Annotated in this window: 22 protein-coding genes and 1 riboswitch; of the genes, 11 read left to right on the top strand and 11 right to left on the bottom strand. The window is 73.6% G+C overall.

Annotated features, from left to right (window positions below):
• Positions 1-6: 6 nt before the first annotated feature.
• From BLW57_RS29845 to BLW57_RS29825, 5 genes are all read left to right on the top strand, one after another.
• On the top strand, positions 7-990 hold the full coding sequence (locus tag BLW57_RS29845) for a DEDDh family exonuclease (protein ID WP_093480954.1): 984 nt from the start codon (positions 7-9) through the stop codon (positions 988-990).
• A 121-nt stretch (positions 991-1,111) separates the two neighbouring features.
• A complete protein-coding gene (locus BLW57_RS29840; RefSeq protein WP_093478753.1) occupies positions 1,112-1,345 on the top strand; it encodes a hypothetical protein in 234 nt (77 codons plus the stop codon).
• A 49-nt stretch (positions 1,346-1,394) separates the two neighbouring features.
• Positions 1,395-2,192: an SURF1 family cytochrome oxidase biogenesis protein gene (locus BLW57_RS29835; protein ID WP_093478752.1), complete on the top strand. Its 798-nt coding sequence runs from the start codon at positions 1,395-1,397 to the stop codon at positions 2,190-2,192.
• Positions 2,193-2,287: 95 nt separating this feature from the next.
• A complete protein-coding gene (locus BLW57_RS29830; protein ID WP_093478750.1) occupies positions 2,288-4,072 on the top strand; it encodes a glycoside hydrolase family 15 protein in 1,785 nt (594 codons plus the stop codon).
• A 5-nt stretch (positions 4,073-4,077) separates the two neighbouring features.
• On the top strand, positions 4,078-4,833 hold the full coding sequence (locus BLW57_RS29825) for an SDR family oxidoreductase (protein ID WP_093478749.1): 756 nt from the start codon (positions 4,078-4,080) through the stop codon (positions 4,831-4,833).
• Positions 4,834-4,842: 9 nt separating this feature from the next.
• Here the strand turns inward: BLW57_RS29825 and amaP are convergent, their stop codons facing one another.
• Genes amaP through BLW57_RS29800 form a run of 5 tightly spaced genes read right to left on the bottom strand, consistent with a single transcriptional unit; the run spans position 4,843 to position 7,135 of the window.
• On the bottom strand, positions 4,843-5,433 hold the full coding sequence (gene amaP, locus BLW57_RS29820; RefSeq protein WP_176985774.1) for an alkaline shock response membrane anchor protein AmaP: 591 nt from the start codon (positions 5,431-5,433) through the stop codon (positions 4,843-4,845).
• Complete coding sequence (locus BLW57_RS29815) at positions 5,430-6,044, bottom strand: DUF6286 domain-containing protein (protein WP_093478746.1); 615 nt, start codon at positions 6,042-6,044, stop codon at positions 5,430-5,432. Before BLW57_RS29815 ends, amaP begins: the two co-directional genes overlap by 4 nt.
• On the bottom strand, positions 6,041-6,415 hold the full coding sequence (locus BLW57_RS29810; protein ID WP_093478745.1) for an Asp23/Gls24 family envelope stress response protein: 375 nt from the start codon (positions 6,413-6,415) through the stop codon (positions 6,041-6,043). The genes BLW57_RS29815 and BLW57_RS29810 overlap by 4 nt, the downstream gene beginning before the upstream one ends.
• 4 nt (positions 6,416-6,419) lie before the next feature.
• Positions 6,420-6,614 (bottom strand): hypothetical protein, encoded by a 195-nt coding sequence (locus tag BLW57_RS29805; protein WP_073892346.1) that lies wholly within the window; start codon positions 6,612-6,614, stop codon positions 6,420-6,422.
• Positions 6,615-6,661: 47 nt separating this feature from the next.
• Positions 6,662-7,135: an Asp23/Gls24 family envelope stress response protein gene (locus BLW57_RS29800; protein WP_093478743.1), complete on the bottom strand. Its 474-nt coding sequence runs from the start codon at positions 7,133-7,135 to the stop codon at positions 6,662-6,664.
• An 85-nt stretch (positions 7,136-7,220) separates the two neighbouring features.
• Here BLW57_RS29800 and BLW57_RS29795 point away from each other — a divergent pair, with 85 nt between their 5' ends.
• A complete protein-coding gene (locus tag BLW57_RS29795; RefSeq protein ID WP_093478742.1) occupies positions 7,221-7,946 on the top strand; it encodes a nucleopolyhedrovirus P10 family protein in 726 nt (241 codons plus the stop codon).
• A gap of 159 nt (positions 7,947-8,105) precedes the next feature.
• On the opposite strand, the gene BLW57_RS29790 is transcribed toward BLW57_RS29795, so the two are convergent.
• From BLW57_RS29790 to abc-f, 3 genes are all read right to left on the bottom strand, one after another.
• Positions 8,106-8,909 (bottom strand): enoyl-CoA hydratase/isomerase family protein, encoded by an 804-nt coding sequence (locus BLW57_RS29790; RefSeq protein WP_093478740.1) that lies wholly within the window; start codon positions 8,907-8,909, stop codon positions 8,106-8,108.
• Between the two features lie 146 nt (positions 8,910-9,055).
• A complete protein-coding gene (locus BLW57_RS29785; protein ID WP_010355597.1) occupies positions 9,056-9,277 on the bottom strand; it encodes a helix-turn-helix domain-containing protein in 222 nt (73 codons plus the stop codon).
• A gap of 335 nt (positions 9,278-9,612) precedes the next feature.
• Positions 9,613-11,211, bottom strand: a complete 1,599-nt coding sequence (gene abc-f, locus BLW57_RS29780; protein ID WP_093478739.1) for a ribosomal protection-like ABC-F family protein — start codon at positions 11,209-11,211, stop codon at positions 9,613-9,615.
• Positions 11,212-11,566: 355 nt separating this feature from the next.
• Between abc-f and BLW57_RS29775 the strand changes: the two genes are divergently transcribed.
• Positions 11,567-12,457, top strand: coding sequence for a KPN_02809 family neutral zinc metallopeptidase (locus BLW57_RS29775; protein WP_093478737.1), 891 nt, complete (start codon positions 11,567-11,569; stop codon positions 12,455-12,457).
• 69 nt (positions 12,458-12,526) lie between these two features.
• Positions 12,527-12,940 (top strand): VOC family protein, encoded by a 414-nt coding sequence (locus tag BLW57_RS29770; RefSeq protein WP_093478736.1) that lies wholly within the window; start codon positions 12,527-12,529, stop codon positions 12,938-12,940.
• A gap of 16 nt (positions 12,941-12,956) precedes the next feature.
• Here the strand turns inward: BLW57_RS29770 and BLW57_RS29765 are convergent, their stop codons facing one another.
• From BLW57_RS29765 to BLW57_RS29755, 3 genes are all read right to left on the bottom strand, one after another.
• Positions 12,957-14,372 carry a hypothetical protein gene (locus BLW57_RS29765; RefSeq protein ID WP_176985773.1) on the bottom strand — a complete coding sequence of 472 codons (1,416 nt, stop codon included), beginning with the start codon at positions 14,370-14,372 and terminating at the stop codon, positions 12,957-12,959.
• A 169-nt stretch (positions 14,373-14,541) separates the two neighbouring features.
• A complete protein-coding gene (locus tag BLW57_RS29760) occupies positions 14,542-15,669 on the bottom strand; it encodes an alpha/beta hydrolase (protein ID WP_093480953.1) in 1,128 nt (375 codons plus the stop codon).
• A 151-nt stretch (positions 15,670-15,820) separates the two neighbouring features.
• A complete protein-coding gene (locus tag BLW57_RS29755) occupies positions 15,821-16,549 on the bottom strand; it encodes a class II aldolase/adducin family protein (RefSeq protein WP_093478733.1) in 729 nt (242 codons plus the stop codon).
• A gap of 885 nt (positions 16,550-17,434) precedes the next feature.
• Here BLW57_RS29755 and BLW57_RS29750 point away from each other — a divergent pair.
• The 3 genes from BLW57_RS29750 (at position 17,435) to BLW57_RS29740 (ending at position 19,889) form a co-directional block, all read left to right on the top strand.
• Complete coding sequence (locus BLW57_RS29750; RefSeq protein WP_093480952.1) at positions 17,435-18,202, top strand: lysozyme; 768 nt, start codon at positions 17,435-17,437, stop codon at positions 18,200-18,202.
• A gap of 156 nt (positions 18,203-18,358) precedes the next feature.
• Positions 18,359-19,627 (top strand): inorganic phosphate transporter, encoded by a 1,269-nt coding sequence (locus tag BLW57_RS29745; RefSeq protein ID WP_093478731.1) that lies wholly within the window; start codon positions 18,359-18,361, stop codon positions 19,625-19,627.
• A 34-nt stretch (positions 19,628-19,661) separates the two neighbouring features.
• Positions 19,662-19,889 carry a hypothetical protein gene (locus BLW57_RS29740; protein ID WP_073892368.1) on the top strand — a complete coding sequence of 76 codons (228 nt, stop codon included), beginning with the start codon at positions 19,662-19,664 and terminating at the stop codon, positions 19,887-19,889.
• A 144-nt stretch (positions 19,890-20,033) separates the two neighbouring features.
• A riboswitch (cobalamin riboswitch) is annotated at positions 20,034-20,175 on the top strand.
• The last annotated feature ends 31 nt before the right edge of the window (positions 20,176-20,206 follow it).

Below are 20,206 nucleotides of genomic sequence, written 5' to 3'. Positions count from 1 at the left end.
ATGACCATGCTCGAAGACCGTGCGACCGCAGTGTCCTCCCCCACCCAGTGGCCGGCCGCGTATCCCCAGGGATACGCGGTCGTTGACGTGGAGACCACCGGCCTGGCCCGGGACGACCGGATCATCTCGGCGGCCGTCTACCGGCTGGACGCGCGCGGCGAGGTCGAGGACCACTGGTACACGCTGGTCAACCCGGAGCGCGATCCGGGACCCGTGTGGATACACGGCCTGACGAGCGACGTGCTCGAAGGGGCACCCCTGTTCACGGACGTCGCCGAGGAGTTCGCCGCCCGGCTGGACGGCCGGGTGCTCGTGGCGCACAACGCCGTCTTCGACTGGCAGATGATCGCCCGGGAGTACGCGCGTGCGCGCCGGGAGGCCCCGGTGCGGCAGCGGCTGTGCACCATCGCGCTGTCGAAGGAGCTGGGCCTGCCGCTGCCCAACTTCAAACTGGAGTCGCTCGCGGCGCACTTCGGGGTCGTGCAGCAGCGGGCGCACCACGCGCTGGACGACGCGCGCGTGCTGGCGGAGGCGTTCCGGCCCAGCCTGCTGGCCGCGGCGGCGGGCGACGTACGGCTGCCGCTGCTGGAGTGCCGGCCGCTGACGGAGTGGTCGGACCGTCCCGTGCCCCGCCAGGCCTCCGGCGGCTACGGCGGCCACCGGGCGGGCGGTTGGCGGCCTTCGCGGAAGCGGCCCGCCTGCCCCTACCCCAACCCCGGCCGGTACGAGGACGGCAAACGCCTCAGACAGGGCATGCGGGTGGCGTTCTCCGGCGACACCTCCACGGAGCGGGAGCTGCTGGAGGACCGGGCGACCGAGTGCGGTCTGCACGTGGCCTCCAGCATCTCGCGCCTGACGAGTCTGCTGGTGACCAACGACCCGGACTCGGGCACGTCGAAGACGGTCAAGGCGCGGCAGTTCGGCACGCCGATCGTGGACGAGGCGGCCTTCGGCCAGCTCCTCAGGGACGTGGAGCCGGCCGACGGCTGACCGCGCACGGGCGCGGACACGGCCGACCGGACGGGCAGGTGATCGCACGAATGGGTGATTGGCGTACGACTCACCCGGTGGCCGCTCGCCCGCGGGTCGGCGACGGCTCACCCTGTGGCGCATGGCGACATGCGAAGTTTGCGGCAATGACTACGGAATGACCTTCGAGGTCCACGCACAGGGCGCTGTGCACGTGTTCGACTGCTTCTCCTGTGCGATCCACCGCATGGCCCCCCTCTGCGAGCACTGCCGGGTGCAGATCATCGGGCAGGGCGTCGAGGTGGAGGGCCACTGGTACTGCGGCGCCCATTGCGCCCGCGCGGAAGGAAAGGCGGGCGTGGTGGACCGGGTGTGACCCGGTACCCGCCCGATTGCACCCCACGGCCCGGAGGTACCGTCGTGGGGTGCACCGCTACCGCTTCCTGTTCTCCCTCCAGTGGGTGATCCTCACTCTCGTGGCGATCGCGCTGATCCCGACGATGATCAGACTGGGCTTCTGGCAGGAGCACCGGTACCAGGAGCGCACCGCCCGCAACGACCTGGTCTCCACCGCGCTGCACGCCGACCCGGTTCCGGTCGAGCGGCTGACCTCCCCCGGGCACTCGATCACCCGCACCGAGAAGTACCGAACGGTCACCGCGACCGGCACCTTCGACACCGGCCGGGAGGTCGTGGTCCGGCGCCGGACCAACGCCGACGGCGAGGTCGGCTTCCACGTGCTCACCCCGTTCGTGCTCACGGACGGCAAGGTGCTCCTCGTCAACCGCGGCTGGATCCCCGCGAACGGCGCGCAGACCGACTTCCCGAAGATCCCCGCCCCGCCGGCCGGCCGGACCACCGTCACCGGGCGGCTGAAGTCCGACGAGACGACCGCGGCGAGCGGGATCAAGAACGTCACGGGTCTCCCCGACCGGCAGATCATGCTGATCAACAGTGCGGAAGAAGCACGGCGGCTCGGCGCCGACGTGCTCGGCGGCTACGTGGAGCAGACGGCACCCGCGGCCAAGGACGGGTCCCCGGAGCAGATCTCCGACCCGGGCAGCGAGGACGCCCCGCTGAACTACGCGTACATGATCCAGTGGTGGCTGTTCGCCGCCGCCGTACCGGTCGGCTGGTGGTTCCTGGTCCGGCGCGAGATCCGCGACCGCGAGGAGGCCGCCGCCGAGGAGCAGCCCGAGGAGAGCGAACCGGCCACGGTCTGACCGGTCCCGCGGACGGCGCACAGGCTCCCCGGGTCCGGATCACTCCCCCGGCGCACCACCTGATTGGCCCCCGGCAGGCCGGGAAGCCGGAACGCGTGACACCGCGCATCGAGGACTACGCCCTCATCGGTGACAAGCAGACGGCGGCCCTGGTCGGCAAGGACGGCTCGATCGACTGGCTCTGCCTGCCCCGCTTCGACTCCGGCTCCTGCTTCGCCAGACTGCTGGGCGACGAGGACCACGGCCACTGGCGGATCGCACCGGAGGGCGCGGACACCTGCAGCTGCCGCGCCTACCGCTCCGACACCCTGGTGCTCGACACCGAGTGGGAGACCGGGGACGGCACGGTCCGCGTCACCGACCTGATGCCGCAACGCGAGCACGCCCCCGACGTCGTCCGCATCGTGGAAGGGGTCAGCGGCCGCGTCACCGTCCGCAGCACGCTGCGCCTGCGCTTCGACCACGGCTCCATCACGCCGTGGGTGCGCCGCTCGGACGGCCACCGGGTGGCCGTCGCGGGCCCCGACTCGGTGTGGCTGCGCGCCGAGCCGGACGTCCACACCTGGGGCGAGGACTACGGCACCCACTCCGAGTTCACCGTCGCCGAGGGCGAACGGGTCGCGTTCGTGCTCACCTGGCACCCCTCGCACGAGCCCCGTCCCCCGCTCATCGACCCGTACGAGGCCCTGGAGAGCAGCGTCGCCGACTGGCGGCGATGGGCCCGGCAGTGCGACTACGACGGCCCGCACCGGGACGTCGTCGTCCGCTCCCTGCTCACCCTGAAGGCCCTCACCTACGCCCCGACCGGCGGGATCATCGCCGCGGCGACCACCTCCCTGCCCGAGAAACCCGGTGGCGTGCGCAACTGGGACTACCGGTACTGCTGGCTGCGCGACTCCACGCTCACCCTGGGCGCGCTGCTCGCCGCGGGCTACCGCCAGGAGGCCGAGGCCTGGCGCAACTGGCTGCTGCGCGCGGTCGCGGGCGATCCGGCCGACCTCCAGATCATGTACGGCGTCGCGGGCGAGCGCCGGCTGCCGGAGACCGAACTGCCGTGGCTCCCCGGCTTCGCCGGGTCCACACCGGTACGGACCGGCAACGGCGCCGTCGACCAGCTCCAGCTCGACGTCTACGGCGAGGTGATGGACTCGCTGTTCCTCGCCCGCGCCGCGGGGCTGCCGACCCGGCCGCACATGTGGGCCATACAGCGCTCCCTGATGCAGTTTCTCGAGTCCGCCTGGCGGCAGCCGGACGAGGGCCTGTGGGAGGTACGCGGCGGCAGGCAGCAGTTCGTGCACTCCAAGATCATGGTGTGGGTGGCCGCCGACCGGGCCGTGCGGACCCTGGAGCGGTACGACGAGCTGGAGGGCGATCTGGAGGGCTGGCGCCGACTGCGCGACGAGGTGCACCGGGAGGTCTGCGAGAAGGGCTTCGACCGCGAGCGCAACACCTTCACCCAGACCTACGGCTCCCGCGAACTCGACGCCGCGCTGCTGCTTCTCCCGCGCGTCGGATTCCTGCCGCCCGACGACCCGCGGGTCGTGGGCACGGTCGACGCCATCCGGGACGACCTGGGCCACCACGGCTTCCTGCGCCGCTACGCCACCGAGGACTCCGTCGTCGACGGCCTGCCGAGCGGCGAGGGCGCCTTCCTCGTCTGCTCGTTCTGGCTGGCCGACGCGCTGCACATGACCGGCAGGACCGAGGAGGCCCGGGAGCTGTTCGAGCGGCTGGTGGGCCTGTGCAACGACGTGGGTCTGCTCGCCGAGGAGTACGACCCCGTGCACCGCCGTCAGCTCGGCAACTTCCCCCAGGCCTTCAGTCACGTCGGTCTGGTGAACACCGCCCTCACGCTGTTCGGGGACGAGGAGGCAGGATAGGGGCTATGGATCTTGGACTGAAGGACCGGGTGTACGTCGTCACCGGAGCAACCCGCGGGCTGGGCAACGCCGCCGCGCGGGAGCTCGTCGCCGACGGGGCGAAGGTGGTGATCACCGGCCGCGACGAGAAGCGGGTCGCCGACGCCGCCGCCGAACTGGGCCCGAACGCGGTCGGTGTGGCCGTGGACAACGCCGACGAGCAGGCTCCCGAGCGGCTGATCGCGGCCGCCCGCGAGCACTTCGGCGGCTTCCACGGGGTGCTGGTGAGCGTGGGCGGCCCGCCGCCCGGGTTCCTCGCCGACAACACCGACGAACAGTGGCGGAACGCGTTCGAGTCGGTGTTCCTCGGTGCGGTCCGGCTGGCCCGCGCGGCGGCGGCCGAGCTCGAGGAGGGCGGGGTCATCGGGTTCGTGCTGTCGGGGTCGGTGCACGAGCCGATCCCGGCGCTGACCATCTCCAACGGGCTGCGCCCCGGGCTCGCCGGGTTCGCCAAGTCCCTGGCGGACGAGCTGGGGCCGCGCGGCATCCGGGTGGTGGGACTGCTGCCGGCGCGCATCGACACCGATCGCGTGCGCGAGCTGGACGGACTGTCCGCCGACCCGGAGGCGACCCGGGCCGCGAACGAGTCCCGGATCCCGCTGCGCAGGTACGGGACTCCGGAGGAGTTCGGGAAGGCGGCGGCGTTCCTGCTGTCGCCTGCGGCCTCCTACCTGACCGGGATCATGCTGCCGGTGGACGGGGGCATGCGGCACGGATTCTGAGGGCGGCCCTCAGGTGACCCGCTCCGCGCGGTGCCCGACCGCTCCCAGCCGTACCTCGGCGGGGAGCGACGCGAGACCCGCCGACTCGCGTGCGTGCGCCAGGGCCTGACGGGTGAAGTCGGCCAGGGCCGGCGCCGGATCCACGTCCGGTTCCAGTTGCAGCCAGGCCCTGGCCGTCGGGGCGCCCCGACGGCCCCGCAGGAGGATCCGGGCCCGGGCCACCCCCTCCTGCCGGGCCGCGTCCTGGGTGAGCGCCGACTCCAGGGCGCCGCCGAGGAGTACCGCGCCCTCGCCGTCCCCGGTGTCGACCGGGATCTCGGCCGGCCGGCGCCGGCGCAGGGCCGCCAGCAGCCACCACAGGGCGAGCAGCAGCAGGACGGCCAGGGCGGCGATGACCACCGGCCACCACCAGCCGGTGCCCCGCCAGTGGGTGCGCTCGGCCTTGCTGAGCAGGACGTCGTGCGGGCCGGTGTGGAGCCACCGGAAGGGCGGCCGTACGCCCAGGCCGACGGCCATGACCGAACCGCCGCCCGCGAGGAGCAGCAGGCCCACGAGCGCGAGCAGCACCCGGTGGACGCGACCGATGCGCATCGTCCTCATCCCTTCCGTCCGGGCCGGGCCACGCGCACCGACAGCGCGGGCGGCCGGGCCAGGCCGAGGCCCCGGATCGTGTCGGTGACCGAGGCCTCCAGATCGGTGCGTACGTCGTCCAGTTCGCGGAAGTGGGCGACGGCCCGTACGTCGGCCTTCCGGCGGCGCATCCGTACCCGTGCCGCGCGCACCCCGGACACCTCCAGGGCCCGGTCGCGCAGCAGGAGCGCCGCCGCGTCGCGCCGGAGGGCGGCGCGGACGTCGGGGCGCGGGCGCCACATGGGCAGCAGGTCGCGCAGCCCGGGGGTGACGGCCAGGACGATCAGCCACAGGCCCAGGGCGGCGGCGACGCCCGCGCCCACCAGCACCCAGATGTCGTCCAGTTGCCGCTCGGCCAGCTGGTGGGCCAGCGCGCGGCGCCAGCGCATCGCCGGGTGTCCGGCGCGGACGGCGACGACGTCGTAGAGGAGGAGTGCGCACGCCGCCGCCAGCAGCAGCGCGACGACGACGGCGGGGACCCGGCGCGGGGCCCAGAAGCGCCGGCTGCTCACGGGCGTGGCCTCGGGCTCCTCGACGGCGGTGTCCCCGTCGAGGGCCGGGGTGGCCCCTGGCTCGCTCATCGCGCCCTCCCGCCGACCGTGCCCGGGGCCGCGGGGAGGTGCAGCCGTTCGATCCGCACGGCGACCTCGGCCACCTCCAGGTCCGCCAGCCCGCCCACCCGTTCGGTGACCCGGCGGCGGACGGCGGCGCAGCGGGCGCCGATGTCGCACGGGTAGCCGAGCGCGAGGTGGACGCGGACGCGGGCGGTTCCGTGCCGCACGACGACGGTGGCGTGCGGGGCCGCCGCCTCCCTGGGCGGGGGCGGCAGCGCCTCGCGGGCGGCCTGTGCGACGATCTTCGCCACCACCCGGTCGGCGATCCGGGTGGCGCCGCGCTCGCCCGGCGGCACGAGGGGCGACGGGGGTCGCAGCGTGCCGCTCTCGGCGCTCACCGGGTCACCGCCGCCGGTCGCGCCGGTCGCCGCGGATACGGAAGAACTCGCCCGGTTCCAGGTCGCCCTCGGCGAACCGGCCCACGACGAAGCCGACGGCACCGAGGGCCGCCACCAGCAGAAAGGCGCCGAACCCCCCGAAATAGCCGGCGAATCCCAGCGCCATCCCGGCGATCATGCCGGCCACGGCCATGCTCATGCAGCGCTCCTCGAGTCAAGGGATGTGCGGTGCCGGACGCGTGACTCTCACTGGATCCGGGGCGGTTCGGGCTCCTCCTCCTCCTCATCGGGCAGCTTGACGTCGCCGACCGCGATGTTGACCTCGACCACGTCGAGTCCGGTCATGCGTTCCACCGCGGCGATCACGTTCTCCCGCACGACGCTCGCGACATCGGTGATCGAGACGCCGTAGTCCACGACGATCTCCAGGTCCAGCGCGGTCTGCACCTCACCGACCTCGGCCTTCACGCCCCGGGTCACGGACTTGGCCCCGCCGGGCACCCGGTCGCGCACGGCACCGAAGGTGCGGGCGAGTCCACTGCCCATGGTGTGGACGCCGAGGACGTCCCGGGCGGCCAGCCCGGCGATCTTCTCCACGACGCCGTCGGCGATGGTGGTCCGTCCGCGCGCAGCGGGATCGCCGCCGCCGCGCCGAACGGCCTTGCGGGTCGACACCTGCGGCTCCTGGCCGTCCTCTGGGCTCGTCGTCATGTCGGTCATCGCCGTACGTCCCTCCGGTCGTCGTCCTTCGACCACCGTATGCAAGGTTCGCCCGTTGTGCCCCAGGATGGGGCAGGCTGGAGGAATGACGGCGGACTGGTGGACACAGGCGGTGCGGCAGCAGGTGGGACTCGGCAGACTGCTGCCGCTCGGCGGCCCGCGCGACGGCGCGTGGCTCGCGGAGGGCGCGGCCGGGGCGGTGCTGGCGCGGGTGGTGGCGGTCGAGGTGCCCGGGGTGCGGCTGGGCGCGCTGCGGATCGCGCCGGCCGACCCCGAGGCGGCGCCGGAGCCCGTCGTGCCCCCTCCGCCGGGGGCGCTGGCGCCCGGTGCGCTGCGGGTGACGGCGGATTTCGCGGCGACGGCCGCCGAACCGCTGCCGGCGGTGGCCGCCCGGCTGCGGCTGGCACTGGCCACGGCCGCGCACGAGCGGCTCGGTCTCGCGGTGACGGAGGTGGATCTGCGGGTGACGGACCTGCTGGAGGCCGACGGGGACAGGGGCGAGACGGTACGCGCGCCGCGTCCGGCGCCCGCCCGTGAGGTCACCGACCCGGACGAGGCCCGGGTGGCCGCCGCCGCGCTGGCCGTGCCCGGGGTGACGGGCCTGACGGGGTCGCTGGGCGGGCTCGGCCGGGCGGTCCATGTGGAGGAGCGTGCCGGTGAGGCCGCACTGCCGCACCCGCATGTCCGGGTGGAGCTGGCGGTGGCCGCGGACCGCCGGACCGTGGACGTGGCCCGGCAGGTCCGCGCGGCCGTACGGGAGGCGCTGGAGGGCCGGCCCACGGTGGCGGTCCTGGTGACGGCCGTGGACTGACCCCGGTCGGCGAAGGCGACGGGTCGCTCAGCCGGGCGCGTGGATCAGACGCCGGCACGGCGCTCGGCGGCTCCCCCGCGCGCCGGTCGTCGCACGTGCGTCGGCGGCCGTGGACGGGCCCCCCTCGGGGAGGGGGTGCTCGTCAGCCGTGCGTGGGGGTCACTCCCCCACGCCGGCGAGGTCCCTCAGCCGCCGCGCCTGGGCAGCCCGCTCGGCCGCACGCTGCTCGTCGTACGTGCGGTCCACGGCGCCCCGCAGCAGCGCCTTCGTCTCCACGACGGCGTCGCGCGGTGCGGCCAGCAGCGCCGCCGCCAAGTCGCGCGCCGCGGCGTCGAGTTCGTCCGCGGGCACGGCGAGGTTGGCCAGCCCGGCGGCCACCGCCTCCTCGGCACCGACGGACCGCCCGGTCGCGCAGATCTCCAGCGCGCGGGCGTACCCGACGAGACCGACCAGCGGATGCGTGCCGGTCAGGTCGGGCACGAGGCCGAGGCTGGTCTCGCGCATGGCGAACTGGACGTCGTCGGCGACCACGCGGAGGTCGCAGGCCAGCGCGAGCTGGAAGCCCGCCCCGATGGCGTGCCCCTGGACAGCGGCGACGGACACGAGGTCGTTGCGCCGCCACCAGGTGAACGCTTCCTGGAACTCGGCGATGGTCGCGTCGAGCCCGGCGTCGTCACGGCGCGCGAGATCGATGAAGGTCGGCTCGCCCGGAATCCCCTCCGGGGTGAACATCTGACGGTCCAGCCCGGCGGAGAAGGACTTGCCCTCGCCACGCAGCACGACGACCCGGACGGAGCCCGGCAGCAGCCGACCGGCCTCGGCGAGCGCCCGCCACAGAGCGGGGCTCTGCGCGTTGCGCTTGGCCGCGTTGGTCAGCGTCACCGTCGCGAGCGCGTCGTCGACGGTGAGCCGTACGCCGTCCTTGTCGAGTACAGGAGCGAGGTCCTGGTCGGGCGAAGCCATGGGGCGCCTCCGATGGGTGCGGTCAGCAGCACGTGCCGTGGGCACGCTCGCGTGCGGGGGCACGCTTAAGTGACTGCACAGTAACCACCCGGTCGATCAGCCGGCCGACCGGGTGGCCACCATCGAAGCCGATGGGCCGCCCGGAGTCAGGACGTCGCGGCCTTCTTGCCCCGGGTCGCTCCGCCACGCCCACGCAGCGTGACGCCCGACTCGCTGAGCATCCGGTGCACGAAGCCATACGAGCGGCCGGTCTCCTCGGCCAGCGCCCGGATGCTCGCACCGGAGTCGTACTTCTTCTTCAGGTCTGCCGCGAGCTTGTCGCGCGCGGCGCCGGTCACCCGGCTGCCCTTCTTCAGAGTCTCGGCCACCCGTGCCTCCTCATGGGAAGTGCGCTCTGGTCTCCTCATGATCACCCCTTCCGGGCCCGATGGCCACCCATTCGGCAAGGTCCGTGAGACATCGCTGTGACGACGGGAGCGCGTCCCCACAAACGGAATGGACCATTCCAACAGATCGCGTCGGCGGGGCCGAACGGGTGGTTCCGCGAAGTACCAGGTCAGGGACGCGAAGCGGCCGATCCCTTGGCCACCAAGGGATCGGCCGGAAAATCCGTGTATGACACACCTCGATACGAGGAGATCTCACACAGATGATGGATCACCGATCGGCCGAATGATCCATACGCAGTGGATCAGTCATTCGATCACGCCAGGGCGACGAGGTCCGCGTAGTCGGAACCCCACAGGTCTTCGACGCCGTCCGGCAGCAGGATGATCCGCTCCGGCTGGAGCGCCTCGACGGCGCCCTCGTCGTGGGTGACGAGGACGACCGCGCCCTTGTAGGTGCGCAGGGCGCCGAGGATCTCCTCGCGGCTCGCCGGGTCGAGGTTGTTCGTCGGCTCGTCGAGGAGGAGCACGTTCGCCGAGGAGACGACCAGGGTCGCCAGCGCGAGCCGGGTCTTCTCACCGCCGGAGAGCACACCGGCGGGCTTGTCGACGTCGTCCCCGGAGAACAGGAACGAGCCCAGCACCTTGCGGACCTCGACCAGGTCCATGTCGGGTGCGGCCGAACGCATGTTCTCCAGGACCGTGCGGTCGGGGTCCAGCGTCTCGTGCTCCTGCGCGTAGTAGCCGAGCTTGAGCCCGTGACCGGGGACCACCTGGCCGGTGTCCGGCTTCTCGACGCCCGCGAGCAGGCGCAGCAGGGTGGTCTTGCCGGCGCCGTTGAGACCGAGGATGACGACCCGGGAGCCCTTGTCGATGGCGAGGTCGACGTCGGTGAAGATCTCCAGTGAGCCGTACGACTTCGACAGTTCCTCGGCCGTCAGCGGGGTCTTGCCGCAGGGCGCGGGCTCCGGGAAGCGCAGCTTGGCGACCTTGTCGGACTGGCGGACCGCCTCCAGCCCGGAGAGCAGCTTGTCGGCGCGGCGGGCCATGTTCTGCGCGGCGACCGTCTTGGTGGCCTTGGCGCGCATCTTGTCGGCCTGCGAGTGCAGGGCGGCGGCCTTCTTCTCGGCGTTGGCGCGCTCGCGCTTGCGGCGCTTCTCATCGGCCTCGCGCTGCTGCTGGTAGAGCTTCCAGCCCATGTTGTAGACGTCGATCTGGGAACGGTTGGCGTCCAGGTAGAACACCTTGTTCACGACCGTCTCGACCAGGTCGACGTCGTGGGAGATCACGATGAAGCCGCCGCGGTAGGTCTTCAGGTAGTCGCGCAGCCAGATGATCGAGTCCGCGTCGAGGTGGTTGGTCGGCTCGTCCAGGAGCAGGGTGTCGGCGTCCGAGAAGAGGATGCGGGCCAGCTCGATACGGCGCCGCTGACCGCCGGAGAGGGTGTGCAGCGGCTGGCCGAGCACGCGGTCGGGCAGGTTGAGCGCGGCGGCGATGGTGGCGGCCTCGGCCTCGGCGGCGTACCCGCCCTTGGTGAGGAACTCGGTCTCCTGGCGCTCGTACTGCTTCATCGCCTTGTCGCGGGTGGCGCCCTTGCCGTTGGCGATGCGCTCCTCGTTCTCGCGCATCTTGCGGATCAGGACGTCGAGCCCGCGGGCGGACAGGACGCGGTCGCGGGCGAGGACGTCGAGGTCGCCGGTGCGGGGGTCCTGCGGGAGGTAGCCGACCTCGCCGGAGCGGGTGACGGTGCCGGCGGCGGGGATGCCCTGGCCGGCGAGGACCTTGGTGAGGGTGGTCTTGCCTGCGCCGTTGCGGCCGACGAGGCCGATGCGGTCGCCCTTGGCGACACGGAAGGTGGCGTTCTCGATGAGGACGCGCGCACCGGCGCGCAGCTCGATACCGGAGGCGGAGATCACGGACAGACTCCAGGGCGTACAGGATTGGCAGGTGGGCGGCTGAGGACGTTCCCGCCGTCTAATGCGCGAGGAGAATGGCCATGACGACAGTCTAACGGGGCCGGGCAAGCGGTTTTTCTACGTCCAGGTGTTCGGCTCGCCACGCTGGATCGTTCCCCGCCCCTGCGGCGCTCCGACCTGGTACGGGGCGCCGCAGGGGTCGGACGGGGGTGGGGGATGCGGGGTGGGGGGCGGGGCCGGATGCTGGTGGTGGGTGGTCGCGGGTGACGGCCGGTGTCCGGTGCGGGGCGGCGGGTACCAGGACTCGCGGCTGTGGGAAGCACAGGCTCGGGACCGGGACGTAGGGCGGTGACGCGTGCAGTTCGACGACGACGCCAATCTGGACACCTCCGAAGTGCAGGACGTGCGCGGCAGCCGGATCCCCGGCGGCCGCGCGACGGTCGGCGGCGGCATCGCCGGGCTGATCGCCCTGCTGATCGGACTGTTCTTCGGTGTGGGCCCGGACGAGCTTGGGCTGTCCTCCGGCGGTGACACCCCGCAGCCGGCGGCCTCCTCGCTCCAGCAGGTGCAGCAGACCTGCCGTACCGGGCGGGACGCCAACACGAGGGACGACTGCCGGATCGTGGCGGTCGTCAACAGCGTGCAGGACTACTGGACGCAGGAGTTCCAGCGGCGCCGGGGGACGTACACCGGCTCGCCGACGGTGCTCTTCAGCGGCCGGGTCGGCACCGCGTGCGGGGCGGCCACCTCGGCGGTCGGGCCCTTCTACTGTCCGGGCGACCGCAAGGTCTACCTGGATCTGGGCTTCTTCGACGACCTGCGGACGAGGTTCGGCTCCACCGGCGGCCCCTTCGCACAGGCGTACGTGGTGGCGCACGAGTACGGCCACCACGTGCAGGACCTGCTGGGTGTCCTCGGCCGGTCCCAGGACGGGCTGACCGGGGCGAACAGCAACTCGGTGCGCACCGAGCTCCAGGCGGACTGCTACGCGGGCGTGTGGGCACGGCACGCGACGACCACCCCGGACGAGTCGACGGGCCGTCCGCTGATCACCAGCCTTACGGCCGCCGACGTCCGCGACGGCCTGGACGCGGCGGCGGCCGTCGGCGACGACCGTATCCAGGAGCGCTTCCAGGGCCGGGTGACGCCGGAGACCTGGACGCACGGGTCGGCGAAACAGCGGCAGCAGTGGTTCACGCAGGGGTACCGGACGGGCGACATGCGGCAGTGCGACACGTTCCGCTGACGCGTTGTCAGTGCCGGCTGCGAGACTGGGCGGCAGGCCACAGAACCGACGCACGAAGGAGTGATCGGCATGGCGGGTACGGGCGCTGGACGGCCGAGCATCTACCCCACGCTGCTGTATGCGGACGCGAAGGCGGCGATCAGGCAGCTGACGGAGGCCCTCGGTTTCACCGAGCTCTCGGTGTACGAGACGGAGGACGGCAAGGTGATGCACGCCGAGCTGGTCCAGGGCGGCGGCGCGGTGATGATCGGCTCCAAGGGCCGAGGCGGCCTCTTCGACACGGCGATGAAGGACGCGGGACCCGCCGGGGTGTACGTCGTGGTGGACGACGTGGACGCCCACCACCAGCGGGCCGTGGAGCACGGGGTGGAGGTCGTGATGCCCCCGACGGACCAGGACTACGGCTCGCGGGACTACATGGCCCGGGACGCCGAGGGCAATCTGTGGAGCTTCGGGACGTACGCGCCGGAGATCGGCGCCTGAGCGGCCCCCGCGCCGCTCATCCCCCGGTGTGCACCTGGAAGGCCGCCCGGCGCACGGCCTTGGCGAGGGCCGGGTCGGGATGCGCGGCCGCGAGCGCGACCAGCACCTGCACGGTGCGGGGGTGACCCACGGCGCGGACCTCGTCGAGCAGCTGGGGGACGGTGGGCTGCACCGCGGCCTCCAGATGCCGGACCAGCATCGGCGCCTCACCGTGGTCGGCGACGGCCGCGGCGGTGTCCACCCACAGCCAGGTGGCCTCGTTGCGGGTGAGTGCCTCGTGGGCGTCCTCCGGGTCGACGCCGTCGTGCTCGGCGAGCCACAGCAGGGCGTACGGTCTGAGCGCCGGCTCGACCACGACGGCCCGTACGTCCGGCTCGGCGGGGGCGCCGACGACCCGCAGCGCCTCGAAGGCCAGGCCGCGCAGCAGGGCGTCCTCGCCACGGGCGGCGTCGATCAGCTGGGTGACCGCGCTGCCGACGGGGCGGGCGGCGAGCCAGGCGCGGTACTCGGCGCGGGCCGCGTTGGGGCGGAGCTGGGCGCAGCCGCGGAGCATGTCCTCGGCGGACTGCTCGATGTTCCCGGCGGGGCTCTGCGCGGCCACGCAGATCTGCTCCAGCTTGACCCAGACCGCCCAGCTGCCCAGCGGGGTGAGGGTGGCCTGGCCGGCGCCGTAGGTCAGCGCGCCGACGGAGGCCAGGGCCTTGAGGGCCCAGTCGAGCAGGGGATCGAGCGGGGCGTCCGCGGCGGGGGCGGGCTCGGCGGCCGGGGAGCCGGCCGGCTGTTCGGTCCCGGGCTCGTAGGGCACCTCGCACCGCTCGGTGCGCAGTTCGGTGACCCGCTGCTGAAGCAGGTCGAGCAGCTGCTCGACGGGGACGGGCCCGGCGGACAGCTGCAGGAAGGAGAGCAGCTGCGGCATGGCCGAGACGACCTCGGCGACGGCGGCGGGCTCGTGCTCCTCGTGCTCCGGGTGCGCGAGCGACCAGGCGTCGAAGAGGGCGACCCAGCCGCGCAGCACGGCGCTGTCGTCGCGGTCCCAGGCGCGCAGCCGCCAGCCGGGGCGCGCGCTGTCGCCGTGCACCTCGACGAGGCCGGCGAGGCGGGCGGTGTCCCAGTCGGCGCGGACCTGAGCGGGGCTCAGGCCGAGGTCGGCGGCGGCCCGTCGGGCGGTGGACTCGGAGAGGGTGGCCTTGCCGTCGGCGGTGGCGCCGTCGCTGCCGGGGCCGAGGGCTGCATCGGCCCAGCGGGCGACGCGGACCGCGCCGGCCAGGCCGGTGCGTGCCATTCTGGCCAGTTCGGCGGGGGCGGGCGTGCCCTCCGGCGGCCGGGGTGCGGGGCGGCTCGGGCGCCGTTGGTTCACAGCTCTGGGGGCGGCGGCCAGGGGTCGCGGTCGGACGAGTCGAAGCCTGGAGTCGCGCGGGATACGGGACGTCACGGGTGCAGTCTTCCGGTTGACGGTCCGAAAACCCAAACGGAATGTCACCGGGGGCGACGGGGCTGGCCAACGCACGGGGCGCGGCGAGGGGTGAGCCGACGTGATCCGGCCAGCCGTACGGCCTTAAACGGAATGGGTGGGACCGGGTGGGGGGCGGGACCGGCCGTCCCTACATCAGCGGGGTGAGGAAGCGGCGCATGCGCTCCTCGTACTCCTTCGGGTCCGCGTTCCACATCGCTGCGTGCGGGGCGTCGCGGACGGTGTGCAGGGTGACCAGGTCGGCGCGGCTGTGCGCGAGCCGCCGGGAGAACTCCCAGGGGGCGACCCGGTCCCCCGGGCCGTGGACGATCAGGGTGGGCACGGCGAGCCGGGCGGGGTCGACGATCTCGGCGACCCGGTCGGCGTGCAGCCCGGCCCGGCCCTGGGCGGCCCGCACCGCGAGCGGCAGCAGCGGCTGCGGGATGCGGCGGGCCCGGGCGAGGGCGCGCAGCGTGGCCTCCCAGCTGAGTACCGGCGAGTCGAGGATCAGCCCGGCGATGCGCTCGCGCACCGCGGAGTGCTCGGCGGCGCGCAGGGCCATGGTGGCGCCGGTGGACCAGCCGAGGAGCACGACCCGGCGGGCGCCGTAGCGGACGGCGTAGCGGATCGCCGCGTCCACGTCCCGCCACTCGGTCTCGCCGAGGTGGTTCAGCCCGTCGGGCGGGCGCGGGGCGCCGAGGTCGCCGCGGTAGGCGAGCGCGAGGACCGGCAGGCGGCGGCCGTGCAGAAAGCGCATGACGTTCATGGTCTGCTCGCGGGTGGTGCCGAGACCGTGCACGGCGATCACCCAGGTGTCCCGGCCGCCGGGCAGGAACCAGGCGGGCAGGGCGCCGAGTTCGCCGGGCACGTCGATGTCGGCGTGGTCGAGGCCGAGGGCGGCCGCCGGATCGCCGACGTACAGGTTCGGGGTGAGCCACACCGGGTCGCCGGCGGCGAAGGTGCCGTGCGTGACCCGTTCCAGGCGGCGTACGACGGCGTCGGCGGTGTGCGGGGCCGTCTCCAGGACGGGGCCCAGGACCGCGTGGGAGCCGTCGCCCGCGAGACCGTAGGTGCCGGGGCGCAGCGAGGCCAGGTCGCGGGTGAGCGCGATCCGGCCGGGTGCCGTGCCGTGCACGGTGAGCCGGGGCTCGGTGGGGAGGGGTCGGCCGGCGGGCGCCTTCAGGGCGGCGTCGCTGGCGAGGCGGCCGGCGGCGACGGATGCCGCGCCGGCGGCGAGGACGGCGGTGAGTGCGGTGGCGGTCGCTTTGGCTGGGCCCACGTGTCCAGTGTCGGGGCGGTTCCGGCCACCGGCCAGTGGAAGGGCGGCACGCGCCGAGCGTGCCGCGGGCGCCGGCGGGTTCGTCACCGTGCGCCGGATCAGGGCGAGCGGGGCCCGCAGCGGGCGGAGCAGGGGGCTGGGCAGCAAGGGGTCACCTCCGTTGGCCGTACCCCTTCAAGCGTGCCCCGGCTTCGGCAAGTTGTGCCTCCGTCAGCAGGGACGGCGTCAGACCCGGCACGGAGGACGCCGTCAGCCACAGGCGGCACATCCATTCCAGCTGGGCGGTGCGGTCGTAGGCCTGGTCGAGGGTGTCGCCGTAGGTGACGGTGCCGTGGTTGCGGAGCAGGCAGCCGGAGCGGCCGGCGAGGGCGCGGAGCATGTTCTCGGCGAGTTCCTCGGTGCCGTACGTCGCGTAGGGGGCGACCCGGACGGCTCCGCCGAGGGCGCCCGCCATGTAGTGGACGGCCGGCAGCTCGGGGACGAGCGTGGAGACGGCGGTCGCGTGCACGGCGTGGGTGTGGACGACCGCGCGGGCACCGGTGGTGCGGTAGACGGCGAGGTGCAGGGGCAGCTCGCTGGTCGGTACGAGGGTGCCGAGGACCTGGCGTCCGGTGATGTCGACGCCGGTGATGTCGTCCGCGGTGAGCCGGTCGTAGGGGACGCCCGTGGGGGTGACCAGGACGAGGTCGCCGAGGCGTGCGGAGACGTTGCCGGAGGTACCGACGACCAGCCCGTCGGCGACGGTGCGCCGGGCGGTGGCGACCAGCGCCTCCCAGACGCGCGCCGGGTCCTCCGCCCCTCGCTCCGGGCCACCGTGCCGGGACTCCCCCTTGTCGCCGACCGCCGCTTCCCCCGCCGTGCTCTGTCGCTCTTCAGCCATGCGGTGATCCTGCCAGCCGGGTTCGCGCCGGGTGAGGGGGCCGTCGGGGCGACGGCGGGGGCCGTACCTCCGAACGGGCGGAAGTCGTCGCGCATCGCCGGGATGGACGTGGGTCCGGCGGGCGGCGGGACTTCAATGATCCCCCTTGCCCGCCCGGTGATCCTCCGCCCGCCACTTCCGGGGAGACGACGCATGGCCTGTGACCGCATCCCCCTCCGCCACCGCGCCGGTGTCCTCGCGGCGGCGACGGCGGCCCTCGCCCTCACGGCCACCGCCCCGGCCTCGGCGACGGCCCCGCGGGCGGCCGAACCGGAAGCGGCCGGACTGCGGGCGGCGCAACTGTCGGAGGCCGGAGGCCGGGCGGAAGCGGGCCGCCGAGCGGTCGAAGCGGAAGCGGGCCGCCGAGCGACCGGTACGGCAGCGCGCGGAGCCCGGACACCGGGCGCCCGGACGACCACCCGAGAAGCGGCGGCACCACGGGCCACCGGGTTCCGGACACCGGGCCACCGGGCCACCGCCTCCGAAGGAGCGGCACCGCAAGCCTCCGGGTTCCGGACACCGGGCCTCCGGGCCACCGCCCGCCAGACGGCGCCGGAAGGGGCCGGGTTCCTGACGCCCGGCCTCCGGGCGACCGGCTCCGAGGCGGCAGCACCTCAGGCGCCCGGCTCGCGGAAACCCGGCCTTCGGTCAGCCGCTCCCGAGGCGGCGCCGGCCCGGACCACCGCCCGTTCCGCGGCCGCCCTCCGGGCGGAAGCCCCCGCGGCGGGCGTACCCGACTCGCGGGCACTCGGTCTCGTGGCAGCCGCCCCCGAGGCAGCCGCTCCGCAGGCGCTCGAAGCCCGCCCGGCCGGCCTCCACGCAGAACCCCGGGCGCCCGGCCCGTGGCTGTCCGAGCCCCAGGCCGCCACCCCCTTCGCAGCCGAGCCCCAGGCCGACGCCGCCCCCCTCGCGGCCGGCCCCCGGGCGTCCGGACCCAGGGCGACCGCACACCGTGCCCGCGCCCCCCGGGCAGCGGCGGCTCGGGTGTCGCACGGGCATGACGTGTCGTCCCATCAGAACCACGTCGACTGGCCGGAGGCCCGCGCGGAGGGGGCGCGGTTCGTCTACGTGAAGGCGACCGAGTCCACGGACTACCGCAACCCCTATTTCTCCCGGCAGTACGACGGCGCCCGCGAGGCCGGCCTGATCCGGGGCGCCTACCACTTCGCGCGGCCGGACCGGTCCTCCGGCGCCCGGCAGGCGGCCTACTTCGTGCGGCACGGCGGCGACTGGCGGGCGGACGGCTGGACGCTGCCGCCCGCGCTGGACATCGAGTACAACCCGTACGGGGGCACGGACAAGTGCTACGGGCTGGGCGAGCGGCGGATGGTCCGCTGGATCCGGTCGTTCAGCGACGAGATCCGGCGGGAGACCGGCCGCCGCCCGGTGATCTACACGACGACCCACTGGTGGCGGCTCTGCACCGGGAACACCCGCGCCTTCTCCTCCCACGCCCTGTGGATCGCCCGGCACGGCGGCTCGCGCCCGGGGAAGCTGCCCGGCGGCTGGCGGCGCTGGACTTTCTGGCAGTACGGGATCAAGGGCGGGCTGCCGGGTGACCAGAATCTCTTCCACGGCCCGGCGAGCCGGCTGCGGAGCTTCGCCCGGGGCTGAGACCCAAGGGGCGCCTGAGCCGACGCGGTCGGACAAGGACAAGCGGAACCCCGAACACTCGTTACAGTCACCATGGCGCCCGACCCAGTTCATCTTCCGTTCACCCAGGTTGCCTACGGTCGACCAGCCAATGACCTCGAACGATTGCCTGGGTAAATGGAAAGCTTCTCGCTGATCCTCGCGATAGTGGTCGTAACCGCTCTCGCGTTCGATTTCACGAACGGTTTCCACGACACCGCGAACGCGATGGCCACCACCATCTCGACAGGCGCTCTGAAGCCCAAGATCGCGGTGACCATGTCCGCCGCCCTCAACCTTGTGGGCGCATTCCTCTCCGTGGAGGTCGCGAACACGATCTCCAAGGGTCTCGTCGACGAGACCGGCATCCGTCCCGAGGTCATCTTCGCCGCCCTGGTCGGCGCGATCCTCTGGAATCTGCTGACCTGGCTGGTGGGCCTGCCGTCCAGTTCCTCGCACGCCCTGATGGGCGGCCTGATCGGCGCCACCGTCGCCTCGGCCGGCTTCGGCGCGGTCCACGGCGAGGTCCTGGTGACCAAGGTGCTGCTGCCCGCGGTCGCCGCGCCGATCGTGGCGGGCCTCGCGGCGATGCTGGCCACCCGCTTCTCGTACGGCATCGGCGGCAAGGCCGAGGCCGAGGCCACGCGCAAGGGCTACCGCGCCGGCCAGATCGCCTCCGCCGGCCTGGTCTCCCTCGCCCACGGCACCAACGACGCCCAGAAGACGATGGGCATCATCACCCTCGCGCTGATCGCGGGCGGTGCCATCTCCCCCGGCTCCAACCCTCCCACCTGGGTCATCCTCTCCGCGGGCCTGGCCATCGCGCTCGGCACCTACATCGGCGGCTGGCGCATCATCCGCACCATGGGCAAGGGCCTGACCGACCTGGAGCCGCGCCAGGGCTTCGCCGCCCAGACCAGCGCCGCGACCGCCATCCTGGCCTCCTCCCACCTCGGCTTCTCCCTCTCCACCACCCACGTCGTCTCCGGCTCGGTGATGGGTGCGGGTCTGGGCCGCAAGGGCGGTGTGGTCCGCTGGTCCACCGCGACCCGTATGTTCGTCGCCTGGGCGCTGACCCTGCCGGCCGCCGCGCTGGTCGGCGCGGGCGCCGAGTCCGTCACGGACCTGGGTGACTGGGGCACCGCCGTCGTCGCGGTCTTCCTGGTCTCCGCCAGCGCCGCGATCTGGAAGCTCTCCCGCCGCGAGGTCGTCGACCACACCAACGTCGTCACCGAGACCGAGGAGCCGGCCGGCGTGGTGACCACCGCCATCGCCGCCGTGATCCCGCCGCCCGCGGGCACGGTCGCCGAGGACCCGGCCGTCGCCTTCCCGCACCAGTCCACCGGCCGGGGCCGGGTCGCCGACCCCGCCGCCGCCCCGGCCACCCCGCCGGCCGCCACCGTCTGACCCCGGCACCCCGGTTACTGAAGGAAGCATCCCCATGAAGATCGACTGGGCGGCCCTCGGCTCCGTCTTCGGCGTCAGCCTCGTGGTCACGGTGGGCCTGGTGGCCCTGTTCACCCTCGGTATCAAGGGCCTGGCCCGGCGCGAACAGGCCGCGGCCCAGGGCGACTCCGCCGCCCTCGCCGTCACCGGCGCGTACGTCTGCTTCGCCGCCTGCGCGGCCGCGGTGGCGTACGGCATGTATCTCATCGTCGCCAAGGCCTGACCCGGCGTCCGCCGCACGGCGGACGCGAACGAGCACCGCAGAGGCTCCCCTCCCCGCCCGGGAGGGGAGCCTTCGGCATGCTCGCCCGCCCCACGATGTGGGGATCGGCACACTCTCCCCACGCAGGTCAAAGGCAAGTTGACGGCCCTTCCGGGCGCGTGGTGGACTGCCCAGGCCATGTACGGCGGCAAGAGAGGAAGCCGGTGCGAATCCGGCGCGGTCCCGCCACTGTGACCGGGGAAGAACCCCCGGGAGCCAGGAACTCTCACCGCCGGATCAGTCGAACCAGGGCGCGGACACCCTGAGTGAGGACACGT

The sequence above is a fragment of the Streptomyces sp. 1222.5 genome, assembly GCF_900105245.1.
Classification (GTDB): domain Bacteria; phylum Actinomycetota; class Actinomycetes; order Streptomycetales; family Streptomycetaceae; genus Streptomyces; species Streptomyces albidocamelliae.
Note: the sequence above shows the minus strand (reverse complement) of the source record. Positions and strands in the feature narration are given on the sequence as shown.

Bases quoted from the DNA above. Each gene is read 5' to 3' on its own strand.
- BLW57_RS29845 (WP_093480954.1), top strand. From the start codon at position 7: ATGCTCGAAGACCGTGCGACCGCAGTGTCCTCCCCCACCCAGTGGCCG.
- BLW57_RS29795 (WP_093478742.1), top strand. From the start codon at position 7,221: ATGACGGCGGACTGGTGGACACAGGCGGTGCGGCAGCAGGTGGGACTC.
- amaP (WP_176985774.1), bottom strand. From the start codon at position 5,433: ATGAGGACGATGCGCATCGGTCGCGTCCACCGGGTGCTGCTCGCGCTC.
- BLW57_RS29825 (WP_093478749.1), top strand. From the start codon at position 4,078: ATGGATCTTGGACTGAAGGACCGGGTGTACGTCGTCACCGGAGCAACC.
- BLW57_RS29805 (WP_073892346.1), bottom strand. From the start codon at position 6,614: ATGAGCATGGCCGTGGCCGGCATGATCGCCGGGATGGCGCTGGGATTC.
- BLW57_RS29790 (WP_093478740.1), bottom strand. From the start codon at position 8,909: ATGGCTTCGCCCGACCAGGACCTCGCTCCTGTACTCGACAAGGACGGC.
- BLW57_RS29745 (WP_093478731.1), top strand. From the start codon at position 18,359: ATGGAAAGCTTCTCGCTGATCCTCGCGATAGTGGTCGTAACCGCTCTC.
- BLW57_RS29740 (WP_073892368.1), top strand. From the start codon at position 19,662: ATGAAGATCGACTGGGCGGCCCTCGGCTCCGTCTTCGGCGTCAGCCTC.
- BLW57_RS29800 (WP_093478743.1), bottom strand. From the start codon at position 7,135: ATGACCGACATGACGACGAGCCCAGAGGACGGCCAGGAGCCGCAGGTG.
- BLW57_RS29755 (WP_093478733.1), bottom strand. From the start codon at position 16,549: ATGGCTGAAGAGCGACAGAGCACGGCGGGGGAAGCGGCGGTCGGCGAC.
- BLW57_RS29815 (WP_093478746.1), bottom strand. From the start codon at position 6,044: ATGAGCGAGCCAGGGGCCACCCCGGCCCTCGACGGGGACACCGCCGTC.
- BLW57_RS29770 (WP_093478736.1), top strand. From the start codon at position 12,527: ATGGCGGGTACGGGCGCTGGACGGCCGAGCATCTACCCCACGCTGCTG.
- BLW57_RS29840 (WP_093478753.1), top strand. From the start codon at position 1,112: ATGGCGACATGCGAAGTTTGCGGCAATGACTACGGAATGACCTTCGAG.